Annotated in this window: 10 protein-coding genes; 3 read left to right on the forward strand and 7 right to left on the reverse strand. The window is 62.5% G+C overall.

From position 1 onward, the window contains the following. Window positions 1-74: 74 nt before the first annotated feature. On the forward strand, window positions 75-878 hold the full coding sequence (gene suhB / locus ACF8MC_RS12125; protein WP_004941400.1) for an inositol-1-monophosphatase: 804 nt from the start codon (window positions 75-77) through the stop codon (window positions 876-878). Between the two features lie 55 nt (window positions 879-933). On the opposite strand, the gene ACF8MC_RS12130 is transcribed toward suhB, so the two are convergent. Both ACF8MC_RS12130 and ACF8MC_RS12135 read right to left on the reverse strand, forming a co-directional pair. Continuing rightward, window positions 934-1,956 carry a nickel/cobalt transporter gene (locus tag ACF8MC_RS12130; protein WP_161727099.1) on the reverse strand — a complete coding sequence of 341 codons (1,023 nt, stop codon included), beginning with the start codon at window positions 1,954-1,956 and terminating at the stop codon, window positions 934-936. Further along, a complete protein-coding gene (locus ACF8MC_RS12135) occupies window positions 1,947-2,582 on the reverse strand; it encodes a DUF1007 family protein (RefSeq protein ID WP_060452021.1) in 636 nt (211 codons plus the stop codon). The genes ACF8MC_RS12130 and ACF8MC_RS12135 overlap by 10 nt, the downstream gene beginning before the upstream one ends. Window positions 2,583-2,764: 182 nt before the next feature. Between ACF8MC_RS12135 and csiE the strand changes: the two genes are divergently transcribed. Further along, window positions 2,765-4,030, forward strand: coding sequence for a stationary phase inducible protein CsiE (gene csiE, locus ACF8MC_RS12140; protein ID WP_049234857.1), 1,266 nt, complete (start codon window positions 2,765-2,767; stop codon window positions 4,028-4,030). Here the strand turns inward: csiE and ACF8MC_RS12145 are convergent, their stop codons facing one another. Beyond that, window positions 4,031-5,176, reverse strand: coding sequence for a 3-phenylpropionate MFS transporter (locus ACF8MC_RS12145; RefSeq protein WP_164105148.1), 1,146 nt, complete (start codon window positions 5,174-5,176; stop codon window positions 4,031-4,033). 156 nt (window positions 5,177-5,332) lie between these two features. Next, the gene (glyA, locus tag ACF8MC_RS12150) at window positions 5,333-6,586 is read right to left on the reverse strand and encodes a serine hydroxymethyltransferase (RefSeq protein ID WP_004941389.1); all 1,254 of its coding nucleotides are present in this window, start codon (window positions 6,584-6,586) and stop codon (window positions 5,333-5,335) included. 357 nt (window positions 6,587-6,943) lie between these two features. On the opposite strand from glyA, the gene hmpA reads away from it, so the two are divergent. Further along, window positions 6,944-8,134 carry an NO-inducible flavohemoprotein gene (gene hmpA, locus ACF8MC_RS12155; RefSeq protein WP_164105147.1) on the forward strand — a complete coding sequence of 397 codons (1,191 nt, stop codon included), beginning with the start codon at window positions 6,944-6,946 and terminating at the stop codon, window positions 8,132-8,134. Window positions 8,135-8,171: 37 nt separating this feature from the next. On the opposite strand, the gene ACF8MC_RS12160 is transcribed toward hmpA, so the two are convergent. The 3 genes from ACF8MC_RS12160 to patD form a co-directional block, all read right to left on the reverse strand. Further along, on the reverse strand, window positions 8,172-9,356 hold the full coding sequence (locus ACF8MC_RS12160; RefSeq protein WP_164105146.1) for a cytochrome c: 1,185 nt from the start codon (window positions 9,354-9,356) through the stop codon (window positions 8,172-8,174). Next, window positions 9,353-11,263, reverse strand: coding sequence for an FAD/NAD(P)-binding protein (locus ACF8MC_RS12165; RefSeq protein ID WP_164105145.1), 1,911 nt, complete (start codon window positions 11,261-11,263; stop codon window positions 9,353-9,355). Before ACF8MC_RS12165 ends, ACF8MC_RS12160 begins: the two co-directional genes overlap by 4 nt. Window positions 11,264-11,476: 213 nt before the next feature. Then, complete coding sequence (gene patD, locus ACF8MC_RS12170; protein ID WP_049213309.1) at window positions 11,477-12,901, reverse strand: aminobutyraldehyde dehydrogenase; 1,425 nt, start codon at window positions 12,899-12,901, stop codon at window positions 11,477-11,479. Between the last annotated feature and the right edge of the window lie 26 nt (window positions 12,902-12,927).

Here is a 12,927-nt window from a genome sequence, read left to right on the forward strand (position 1 = left end):
GTAGGCAATTTGCCGAACAGCTGCTATACTTCGCGCCGTTTCCTGTTCTTTAACATCCTAGTTGGAAGATACCCATGCATCCGATGCTGACTATCGCCGTGCGCGCTGCGCGCAAGGCCGGTAACCTGATTGCCAAAAACTACGAAACCCCGGACGCTGTAGAAGCGAGCCAGAAAGGGACCAATGACTTCGTCACCAACGTCGATCGCGATGCAGAGCATCTGATCATCGACGTCATCCGCAAGTCTTATCCGCAACACAGTATCGTGAGCGAAGAACGCGGTGAGCTGATCGGCGAAGATCGCGATGTGCAATGGGTGATCGATCCACTGGATGGCACTGCAAACTTCATCAAACGTTTCCCTCATTTCTCCGTTTCCATCGCCGTACGCATCAAAGGCCGTACTGAAGTGGCCGTGGTTTACGATCCGATGCGCAACGAACTGTTCACCGCCACTCGCGGCCAGGGCGCACAGCTCAACGGCTACCGCCTGCGCGGCACCAACGCCAAAGATCTGGATGGCACCATCCTGGCGACCGGCTTCCCGTTCAAGGTCAAACAGCACGCAACGCCTTACATCAACATCGTCGGCAAGCTGTTCACCCAGTGCGCGGACTTCCGCCGCACCGGTTCCGCTGCGCTGGATCTGGCCTATGTGGCCGCCGGCCGCGTAGACGGTTTCTTCGAAATCGGCCTGAAGCCGTGGGATTTCGCCGCGGGCGAACTGCTGGTGCGTGAAGCCGGCGGCCTGGTGACCGACTTCGTCGGCGGCCACAACCACTTCAGCTCCGGCAACGTGGTGGCAGGCAACCCGCGCGTAGTGAAAGCCATGCTGGCCACCATGCGTGAAGAACTGAGCGAAGCGCTGAAGCGTTAATCGCCAGAAGCGAGTCGAAAAAAGCGCTGCATCAGCAGCGCTTTTTTTATGCCCGTTAGCGGGAGAAGGGACGGATGCCGCCGCCGAATTCCGGCTGCGCGCTGACGTACAGCAACAGCCCGGCGGCCAGCAGGATCAGGCCGCCGGCCAGCGCCAACGCCCCCCAGGCCACCGCGCTCCAGGCGGCGGGCGCGCGCGAACGGCTGAGGCGCACCGCCAGCCGGCGGCTGTAATGTACCAGCAGCGCCAGCATCGAGATGGTCAACGAGGTGCCGAACGCCATCGCCAGCGCGGAGATCACTCCCCAGCCGAACACGCCGATCACTTTGGAGAACAGCAGCACCAAAATCGCCCCCGAACAGGGGCGCATGCCCATCGCCAGCACGATGGCGGCCTGAGTGCGCCAGTCGCTTCCCGCCTGCAGCTCGCTGTCGCTCGGCAGATGCCGGTGGCCGCAGCCGCAATTGGCGCTGTGCACATGATCCGCCGCCAGCGGCGTCAGGCTCTTGATGCGCAGCGCCGGCGCCGGGCGCATCGCCTTGATCGCCGCAAACAGGCGTTTCAGCGCGCGCCAACTCAGCAGCACGCCAAGCAGCATCACCAGAATAAAGCTGCCCTTCTCCAGCCAGAAACTGCTTTGGTGCAGCTGGCGCGAAGAGAGCTGCAATACCACCAGCATCAGCGTGACCAGCGCGATCGCTACCCCACCCTGCACCAGCGAGGCGGCGAAGGTCAGCTTCAGGCTGCTTTTCAGCCGCGCCGGATGGGTGGCCAGGTAGGTGGCGATCACCACTTTGCCGTGGCCGGGGCCAAGCGCATGCAAGACGCCATAGCCGAGGCTGAACAGCATCAGCGCCAGCCCGGCCTGCTGCGGCGCGGCCTTCACCTGCTGCAACAGCCCCGCCATCTGCTGGTGCAGCGCTTTTTGCCACACCACGCTCTGCATCAGCAGCTGCGGCCAATAGTGCCACGCCAGCAGCGCGGCGGCCGCCAGCGCCAGCGTGAACGGCAGCAGCGGCCACAGGCCGAAGGCCCAGTGGCGCCGGCTCGTCGTCGGTTGCGAGAGATTTAACGACATTGCAGCGTCACCCGCTGGGCGAACTGCTGCCCCAGCGCCAGGTCTTCACCGGGCGAGTCGTTCTTGTCGAGCGACAGCGCATAGGCCTGCAGCAACGCATTCGGCTTCGGCGTCATCAGCTTGTAGCTACACAGCTGCGCCATCTCCGGCGGCAGATGCAGCGCATTTTGGTCTTTATAGGTCATATCCACGAAATAAGTCGGATCGTAAGTCGAAAGTTCGAACGGCTTGCCCGCCAGCGGCTGCGGCTCGGCCAACGGCAGCACGAACTCCAGCACCGCCTGGTTGCCCTGGCGCGACAGGTGATATTCGCTGGGCAAGTTCAGGTATTTCACCGGTTTGCCATCGCGGTAAAGATCGGTGAAATAGTGCTGCCCCAGCACGTTGGCCATCACTTCCGCCGCCAGCTTTTTCCACACTTCCGAATCGCTCTTGGCGTTTTTCGCATCGTAGAGCAGATCCGCCGAGGTGATTTCATCCATCACCCACACCATTTTCAGGCCGACCAGCCGCTGGTCTTTGGCGACGAAGGTGGTATTCATGTCGATAAAGCTGTGCGGATGAGCGATCGCACCGGCGCTGAACACGGCGCCGAAGGCAGCCAAAAGACGACGTAACTTCATCATTATCCTGTCTTACCTGTATTTGTTATAACGTAACACAAATAGATGCCTGACGGCCCGCCTCTCCCGGCGATATTTGTGACGAAAGTTGTAAGCCGAAGTAAAAGCCGCGCGGTAATCCTGCCGTCACAAAGCCTTTTGCTATGCTTAGGCATAATCGCAACCTTTTATGCCGGAAGGTGATAATGAGCCTGGACACCTCTCCCGTGCCCGAGCTCTCCGGACAACAACGGCGCTGCCATCTGCTGCTGATGCTGTACACGCCGGAGCCCGAGTTACAGCTGGAGACCCTAAGCCGAATCAACGGCGTCGCCCCCCCGATAACCCGGCAAGATATAGCCGAGGTGGCCAGTGAAATCCAGCGTTTCCATCACCTGGAGATCGCCGTCGATCCCGACCATGGCTACCAACTGCGGGGCAGCGTGCTCGACCAACGCCTGTGCCTGATCCACTGGCTGCGGCGGGCCCTGCGCTGCAGCCCGCGGTTTGTCGAAGGCGATTTCGCCCCGCGCCTGCGGCAAGCGCTGGCGATCGATGCCACCCCGGCGTCTGCGCTGACAGAGGCGATCGACGCCTGCGAGCCGCTGCTCAGCCGCCACTTCGATGCGCGCGACCGCCAATTCCTGCAGCATTACCTGCTCTACTGCGCCTGGCAAAATCGCCTGCAGCAGCATCCGCGTTTCGACGCGGTTCAACGCGACTGGCTGCGGAAAAAGCCGGAACAGCAAGCCGCCGCCTGGCTGCATCAGACCTGCAACCGGCTGTTTAACCAGCCGCCGCAGGCAGACGAGCGCGATTTTTTGGCGCTGACCTTCACCATGTTGAAAAATCACAGCTACCACAGCAACGACTCAGCGCAAGAGCGGAGATTGATGGTGGCGATCGACAGCATGGTCGAGCGCTTCCAGCAACTTTCCGGCATGGCCTTCAGCAGCAAGGCGGAGCTGGTCAGCCAGCTGTTCGCCCATCTGGCGCCGGCGCTGGAGCGCTGCCGTTTCGCCATCGGCATCGACAATATGCTGCTGGAAGAAGTGGTGCGCAAATACCCGCGGCTGATGCGCACCACGCAGGAAGCGCTGAAACCGCTGGAGCAGGAGTACGGCGTGCATTTTTCCAACGAGGAGGCGGGTCTGGTGGCCATCAGCTTCGGCGCCTGGCTGATGCAGGACAACGCGCTGCAGGAAAAGCAGGTGCTGCTGCTGACGCTGGACAACCCGCAGCTGGAAGAGGAAGTGGAATATCAGATCCGAGAGCTCACGCTGCTGCCGCTGAACATCAAGTACCTGCCGCTGAGCGACTATCTGCGCGGCGGAGCGCCGCAGGGCATCACGCTGGTGATCACCCCTTATGCGGCGGTGCACAGCGATCCGCACCCGCCGCTGATCTATACCGAACTACCGCTGGAAACCCGGCAGCGCCAGGCGATCCGCGCGCTGCTGGAAGCCCCTTAATCAGCGGCTGACGCTGACCGCCGGCGGCCGGATGAACAAGGCCGGCACCGCGACCGCCGCCATCACCCAGAATACCCCGCCCTGCCAATGTTCGAACAGGAACCCGGCAATGACCGTCATGACGGCGATGCCGCCGCCCATCGCCAGCGCCGAATACACCGCCTGCAGTTGGATCACCTCTTGCCCCTGACGCGCGGCGATAAAGCGCATCGCCGCCAAATGGCAGACGGTGAAAGTGCCGCAGTGCAGGATCTGGATCAGCAGCAGCCAGCCCAGCTCGGTGCTGTAGGCCATCAGGCTCCAGCGCAACACGCCACAGCAGGCGGAGAGCAACAGCAGGTTGCGCGCATTCCAGCGGCGGAACAGCACGTTGCTGCTGGCGAAAATAATCACCTCCGCCACCACGCCCAGCGACCACAGATAGCCGATGGTCGAGGCCGAATAGCCGGCCTCCTGCCAGTAAATGGAGCCGAAGCTGTAGTAGCCGGCGTGCGCCCCTTGCAGCAGCGTGACGCACAGCAGGAAGCGCCAGACCGGCCCCTCTTTCAACAGCGCCCACAGCGAACGTTCGGTTCCGCTGCGCGCGCGCGCTTCGCCCTGCGGCATGACGCTCGGCTTCAACAGCATGCCCAGCAGCATCGCCAGCACGCTGAAGATCAGGCTGTAGAGAATGGCGTTATGGCCCCATACCGCTACCAGCTGCCCGGTCAGCGCCGAGCCGATGACGAACGCCAGCGAGCCCCACAGCCGCACCCGGCCGTAGTCCATACGGATCTGCTTTTGCCAGGTGGCGGCCAACGCGTCGGTCAGCGGCACCAGCGGCGAGAAGAACAGGTTGAAACCCGCTATCACCAGCATCAGCCAACCCCAGCCGTTGCCGAAACAGAAACCGACCGCAAAGGCCAGGGTCAGCAGCGCCAGCAGGCGCAGGGCGGAGACTAAATGAGAGGGATCTTTAACGAGGGGCGCAATCAGTAAGCTGCCGAGGAAGCGGGCCACCAAGCCGGCGCCGAGCAGCATGCCGATGGTTTCGGGCGCGATGCCCTCGCCTTTCAGCCACACGCCCCAGAACGGTAAGAAGATGCCATAGGAAAAGAAGTAGGTGAAATAACTGAGCGCGAGCCAACGCGTGGATTGCAGAACCATGATCCCTCCGGAGTGAGGGCAATACTTTGACAGAGCTCACACCGCCCCGCAATCTTCATTCCACTTCAATGCGTTAGAGTGCCAGACAGCTCACAGTTTGCCGCGAGCGGCCACAAAAAAACCCGCCGCAGCGGGTTTTGTCGGGCGAAAGCGGGATTACGCGTAAACCGGCAGGCGGGCGCAGATATCCAGCACTTTCTTCTTGGTGCGTTCGATGGTGGCTTCATCGTTGATGTTGTCCAGCACATCGCAGATCCAACCGGCCAGTTCGCGCACGTCGGCTTCTTTGAAGCCGCGACGGGTGACGGCCGGGGTGCCGATACGCACGCCGGAGGTGACGAACGGGCTTTTCGGATCGTTCGGCACGCTGTTTTTGTTGACGGTGATGTTGGCGCGGCCCAGGGCGGCGTCCGCTTCTTTACCGGTCAGGTTTTTGTCGACCAGATCCAGCAGGAACAGGTGGTTATGGGTGCCGCCGGAGACCACTTTGTAGCCGCGCTGCAAGAACACTTCCACCATCGCCTTGGCGTTGACCGCCACTTGCTGCTGGTAAACCTTGAACTCAGGCTCCATCGCTTCTTTCAGCGCCACCGCCTTGCCGGCGATCACGTGCATCAGCGGGCCGCCCTGGCCGCCAGGGAACACGGCGGAGTTCAGCTTTTTGTACAGCTCTTCGTCGCCGCCCTTCGCCAGGATCAGGCCGCCGCGCGGGCCCGCCAGGGTTTTGTGGGTGGTGGTGGTGACGATGTGCGCGTGCGGTACCGGGTTCGGGTAGACGCCGGCGGCGATCAGGCCCGCCACGTGCGCCATGTCGACGAACAGGTAAGCGCCGATGCTGTCAGCGATTTCGCGCATTTTGGCCCAGTCAACCACGCCGGAGTAAGCGGAGAAGCCGCCGATGATCATTTTCGGCTTGTGGGTTTGCGCCTGCTTGGCCAGATCGTCATAGTCGATTTGGCCTTTGTCGTCGATGCCGTAAGGCACCACGTTATACAGTTTGCCGGACAGGTTGACCGGGGAACCGTGGGTCAGGTGGCCGCCGTGCGCCAGGTTCATGCCCAGAATGGTGTCGCCCGGCTGCAGCAGCGCGGTGTACACGGCGAAGTTAGCCTGGGAGCCGGAGTGCGGCTGCACGTTGGCGTAATCGGCGCCGAACAATTCTTTGGCGCGATCGATAGCCAGCTGCTCAACGATATCCACGTATTCGCAGCCGCCGTAGTAACGCTTGCCCGGATAGCCTTCAGCGTATTTGTTGGTCAGCTGGGAACCCTGAGCCTGCATCACGCGCGGGCTGGTGTAGTTCTCAGACGCGATCAGCTCGATGTGCTCTTCCTGACGCACCACTTCCTGCTCCATGGCACGCCACAGTTCCGCATCGTAATCGGCAATGTTCATTTCACGCTTTAACATCCGGCATCTCCTGACTTAAATCAGCTAACTAAAAAATCACCAAATAACTACCCGTTTGGGTTCTGGGCCACAGTGTAAACCGTTTCGCCCCACCGAAGATAGGTCTTGACAGAGGTTTTTACGCAAACGATTGGCATAAGGTGGCGCAAGGCTTTGATCCGCTAAACGCCGCCGTTTATCAACGGACATTTCCTCATGCGAGCGATGCGCTTTTTTCATGTTCTGTGAGCGCGATCGACGCCCGAAGAACACCGCAACGAAAACAAGGGTATTTACAAGCGACGCGGAACCCAATAAGATGCATTTAAAATACATCATTACAATTATCGTCAAGATCCCAACCCAAGGAGCGCTTCCATGCTGGATAGCCAAACCATCGCCACCGTGAAATCCACCCTTCCCCTGCTGGCTGCGACCGGGCCGAAGCTGACCGCCCACTTTTACGATCGCATGTTCGCGCACAACCCGGAATTGAAAGACATTTTCAACATGAGCAACCAGCGCAACGGCGATCAGCGTCAGGCGCTGTTCGACGCCATCTGCGCCTATGCCGCCAACATCGAGAACCTGGCGGCGCTGCTGCCGGCGGTGGAGCGCATCGCGCAGAAGCACACCAGCTTCAATATCCAGCCGGAGCAGTACAACATCGTCGGCGGTCACCTGCTGGCGACGCTGGACGAAATGTTCAGCCCGGGTCAGGAAGTCCTGGACGCCTGGGGCAAAGCCTACGGCGTGCTGGCCAACGTATTTATCCAGCGTGAAGAACAGATTTATCAGCAGAGTGAAACCGACAACGGCGGCTGGCGCGATCTGCGCGCGTTCCGCATCCTGAAGAAACAGCCGCAGAGCGACGTGATCTGCAGTTTCGTGCTGGCACCGGTGGACGGCGGCCGGGTGGCGGACTTCAAACCGGGGCAGTATCTGGCGGTCTACATCAAGCACGACAGCCTGGAACATCAGGAAATTCGCCAGTACTCGCTGACCACCTCGCCGAACGGCGAGTTCTACCGCATCGCGGTGAAGCGCGAAGATCAGGGGAAAGTGTCCAACTACCTGCACCAGCAGGCGCAGGAAGGCGACGTGATCTACATCGCCCCGCCGCACGGCGACTTCTTCCTCGACGTGGCGCCGACCACGCCGGTGGCGCTGATCTCCGCCGGCGTCGGCCAAACCCCGATGCTCGGCATGCTCAACACCCTACACGACAATCAGCATCAGGCGCAGGTCCACTGGTTGCACGCGGCGGAAAACGGCGGCGTGCACGCCTTTGCCGATGAAGTGGCGGATATTGCCGGGCGCATGCCGAATCTGAGCCGCCATGTGTGGTACCGCGAGCCGGGCGCCGATGACGTGGAAGGCCGCGACTACCACAGCCGCGGATTTATGGATTTGAGCGCGCTGCAAGGCAGCCTGGCCGATCCGCAGATGCACTATTACTTCTGCGGCCCGGTGGCCTTCATGCAGTTCGTGGGCAAACAGCTGCTGGAAATGGGCGTAGAGGCCGAACGCATCCACTACGAATGCTTCGGCCCGCATAAGGTGCTGTAATGCTTGCGGAGCGCGGCCGTCAGACCGCGCTCCCTCTTCATTTCGCCTGCAGTTGGCGCGCGTCCTGCACCTGCTGCACCGTCACCGGCGCCGCCTGGTTGCCCCAGCTTCCCCGCAGATAGCTCATCAGATCCGCCGCCTGCCGATCGTTCAACGCCCAGCCGTAAGCCGGCATGTCGAACGCCATCGCCTGCTGCGTGATCGGCGTATGCGCCCCCTCCAGCACCACCCGCAGCGCGGTCAGCGGATTGTCCGCCGTTACCGTGGCATTGCCCGCCAGCGCCGGAATGGCGAAGTCGGTGCCCTCCCCCTTGTTGCCGTGGCAGGTCGAGCAGTACATCGCGTAGGTCGCCTTGCCGCCCGGGTTATCCGCCTGCGCGGCAGGCGCAGCGGCTTTGGCGGCGGTTTCCTGCGCCAGGCTGCGCAGGTACACCGCGATGGCGTTCAGATCGCCGTCGCTGAGATACTGCGTGCTGTGGGTCACCACCTCGCTCATCGGCCCGGCGACCGCCGCATGGCGGCTGCGGCCGGTTTTCAGCAGTGCCGTCACCTCTTCCGGCGGCAGGCCGCGCAGATTGGAGGCGTACCAGCCGTCCAGCTCGGCGCCGCTCAGGAACACCGGCTCCTTACCGTCCAGCCCCTTCTCCTGCATCGCCCAGCCGCGCGGCGTGTGGCAGCTGCCGCAATGGCCCGCGCCCTGCACCAGGTAGGCGCCGCGGTTCCACTCGGCGCTTTGTTGCGGATCCGCCTGATACGGCCGGTCGTCGTGGAACAGCTGGTTCCACACCGCCAGCGGCCAGCGCATCGACAGCGGCCAGCTGATGTCGCTGGCGCGGTTGGCCACGTTCTGCGCCGGCACTTCTTTCATCAGATAGTCATACAGCGCGCGCATGTCTTCCGCACTCATTTTGGCGTACGAGGTGTACGGCATCGCCGGGTAGAGCCGGTGGCCGTCTTTGGCTACTCCCTGGCGCATGGCGCGATCGAACTCTTCGAACGAATAGGCGCCGATGCCGTGCAGCTTGTCCGGCGTGATGTTGGTGGCGTAGATAGCCCCGAGCGGCGTCGGGAACTTCATGCCACCCGCCAATTCGGCGCCGCCCGGCGCGGTGTGGCAGGCGGTGCAGTCACCGGCTTTGGCGACGTATTCCCCGGCCGACATCGCCTGGGCCGAGCCGCCTGCCGCCAGCAGGCTCAACAGGTACAGCGAACGCAGACTCATGCTCCCTCCTTGGCGGCAACCTTGCCGTAGGCCAGTTCATTCACCGCGCGCCACGCCTGATCGATCGCCGAGTTGGCGTACGGGCTCCAGTCGGCATCGGAGTTGGCGATAACGATCTTGCCGATCGGCTGCCGCGCCGTTTCGATGATTTTCGTGGCCTCGTCTTCGTCGTCAAACAGCCCGTTGAGGAAGTAGGAGTAACCGTGCGACCAGCGGTTGACGGTGATCGACTGAATGTCGCGCTGATGGTCGAAACCGGCCTCGCCCAGCATGCCCTGCAGCTGTTCGCGGATCATCTGCTCGTGCACCTCGAACGGCGTGCCCAGCAGCAGCGCGCGCCCTTTGCGCGACTGCTCGCGCGGGCTGAGGCCGCTGCCCGGCAGCGTCGGCACGTACACCATATGCAGGCCGATCGGCCGATCCGGATCGCGCGGGTGCTGATACCCGCCCATGCTCACCGGGTAATCCAGCTTCACGCGGCTGTACGGCGCGGCCGGCGAATAGATCTCGTGCACGCCCAGCTTGATGAACGGCTGCCAGTTGCGGATCACCACCTTGCTGTACACCAGCGGCGACTTGACGTTCTGTTTCAGCGCCTCCTGCTGCTCGTGCGACATCTCCGGCACCAGGTACGGGATCATCATGTTGTAGCCGGCCATCACCACCTGCCCGGCGCGCACCTTGGTCATCTTCTCGCCGGTCATGTAGGTGACTTCCACCTTGTCGCCAACGTTGGCCGCATGCAGCCCGGTGCTGTTCAAACGCAGCTTCACCGGCGATTCCGGCCGATCGAGCTGGCCGTAGTCGAATTTGGCCAGCACCACGTCGTTCATGTCTTTGCCGGCCGGCGCCACCGCCGGGATCAATTTGCGCACCATCAGGCGCGCCAGCGTGGCGTTGCCGTCCGGGAAGTGGAACACGTAAGGATCGTCGAGATCCGCCTGCGACTCCTCGTCCAGCGGCGGCAGATTCATGCCGTCAAGGCCCGGCAGATCGCAGATGCGCGCATCGCTGCACGACGTGCCGTCGATGCCCACCGCCTGGAAATCGTTGGTGGTCTGCTGGAAATAACGGATCGCCAGCTCACTCAGGCCCACCTTATCGCGCAGGAACTGGGTGTAGCTGTGGGTATCGAGCCACTCGACCTTCTGCTCCAGCGTCATCTCCGGCAGATAATCTTTCTTCACCGTATGCAGCGCGATCAACGCCTGGCGATCGCTTTCCGGCAGCGGGAAATCGCCGATGAACGCTTCATAAGAGCGGCCGTTGAGGCGATCGCGCGGAATGTCGTCCGCCACCGTGCGGCCCGGATCGCCGCTCACCACCTTGTCGACGCCGAAGTTCTTGCGATCGAAGTAAACCCCGCGGCTCAGGTTCAGATCCGGGTAGAAGGTGGTGTCAAACGCCTGCTCCAGCCGATCGATATCGACGCCGAGATTGCGCAGCAGCCCCATCGCCACCGGGCTGAAGTTGGAGCGCGGCGACTGCAGCGATTCGCTGCCGCCGTAGCCGAGCAGCATGCCGTCGTCGGTGTTGAATTCGTTGCGCTTGGCGTGGCCGCCGAAGTCGTCATGGTTGTCGATCAGCAAAATGCGCTGCTGCTCACCTTTCAGCTGCTGCCAGAAGCAGGCGGCCGCCAACCCGCTGATGCCGGCGCCGACCACCACCAGATCGAACTCTTCAACGGCGGGCACGCTGCCGAAATCAAAGGTTTTGCCGTCGCGCCCCAACTGGTGCGCATGCTCGAACGAGCCCGGATGGTTACCCCGCAGCCCGGTCAGCGCCGGCGGGTAGTACAGGGTTTGATTGGCGGTTTGCGGCGACGCGCGCAAGATTTGCAGCGGCGTCAACCCGGCGGCGATAGTGATCGCCACCCCGTTGAGAAAATCGCGTCGGGTAATACCCATATAGGCTTCCTTTCAATTTTTCCCCGTCGTATTTCAAGCTACAGCGTTGTTGCCTGCACTTGTTCATCCCCAGTCACTTACTTAAGTAAGCTCCTGGGGATGAACAAGCTGGTCGCCTAGCCGTAGCCTGAAATTCATAGGGGAATATTATTATCATCGGCCGGCCGGGGCCGGCCCGAAGGCCGCGCTATTGTGCGGATAATTATTGTAAAATCAATGTTTGAACATCACATGACGAATGGCGGTGTAATCCTCCAGCCCGTACATCGACATATCCTTGCCGTAGCCGGACAGTTTCTGGCCGCCGTGCGGCATTTCGCTCACCAGCATGAAGTGGGTGTTCACCCAGGTGCAGCCGTATTGCAGGCGGGCGCTTAAGCGATGCGCGCGGCCCACGTCGCGAGTCCACACGGACGACGCCAGCCCGTAGTTGGATTCGTTCGCCCAGGCCAGCACCTGTTCTTCGTCGTCAAACGGCGTCACCGTCACTACCGGGCCGAACACCTCGCGCTGCACGATCTCATCCTCCTGGCGCGCGCCGGCCAGCAGCGTCGGCTGGAAGTAGTAACCCGGCCCCTTCACCTTCTCGCCGCCGGTCACCACCTGCACGTGCGGCAAGGCTTTGGCTCGCTCGACAAAACCGGCGACCCGCTCCAGATGCTGGGCGGTAATCAATGGCCCCAGCTCGGTGCTCTCGTCGTCCGGCGCGCCGATCTTCAGGCTGGCCACCGCCTCGCCCAGCCGCTTCACCAGCTCGGGATAAATGCTTTTCTGCGCGTAGATGCGGCAGGCGGCGGTGCAATCCTGCCCGGCGTTGTAGAAACCGAAGCCGCGAATGCCGTCCACCACCTGCTGCAGATCGGCGTCGTCGAACACCAGCACCGGCGCCTTGCCGCCCAGCTCCATATGGGTGCGCTTAATGCCGGCGGCGGTGTGGGCGATGATGTGCTCGCCGGTGGCGATCGAGCCGGTCAGCGACACCATGCGCACCTTGTCATGCCCGGTCAACCGATCGCCGACGCTTGCGCCGCGGCCGAACAGCACGTTGAGCACGCCCGGCGGGAACAGCCCGGCGGCCAGTTCGGCCAGTTTGAAAGTGGTCAGCGGCGTCTGCTCGGAAGGCTTGATCACCACGCAGTTGCCCGCCGCCAACGCCGGCGCCAGTTTCCAGGCCGCCATCATCAGCGGGTAGTTCCACGGCGCGATCGAGGCCACCACGCCCAGCGGATCGCGGCGGATCATCGAGGTATGCCCGGCCAGATACTCGCCGGCCGCCATGCCGGTCAGGCAGCGGCTGGCCCCGGCGAAGAAGCGAAACACGTCGGCCACCGCCGGCAGTTCGTCGTTCAACACGCAGTGATAAGGCTTGCCGCAGTTGAGCGACTCCAGCCTGGCGAAGGTCTCGGCATGCGCGTCGATCAGATCCGCCAGCTTGAGCAGATGCTCGGCGCGCTCTTTCGGCGTGGTTTGCCCCCAGGCGGCGAACGCGGCGTCCGCCGCCAGCACCGCGCGATCGACCTGCTCCGGGCTGGCCTCCGCCACCTGCGCGATCACTTCGCCGGTCGCCGGGTTATACACCGACTGGGTCGCGCCCTGGCCGTTCACCAGGTGGCCGTCAATCAACAGTTGGCTTTGCATAGGGTTATCCTTTTATCAGAGGTCGG

This window comes from Serratia sp. LACPHL-BACT-2024-00286 (assembly GCF_043109535.1).
Lineage (GTDB): Bacteria > Pseudomonadota > Gammaproteobacteria > Enterobacterales > Enterobacteriaceae > Serratia > Serratia sarumanii.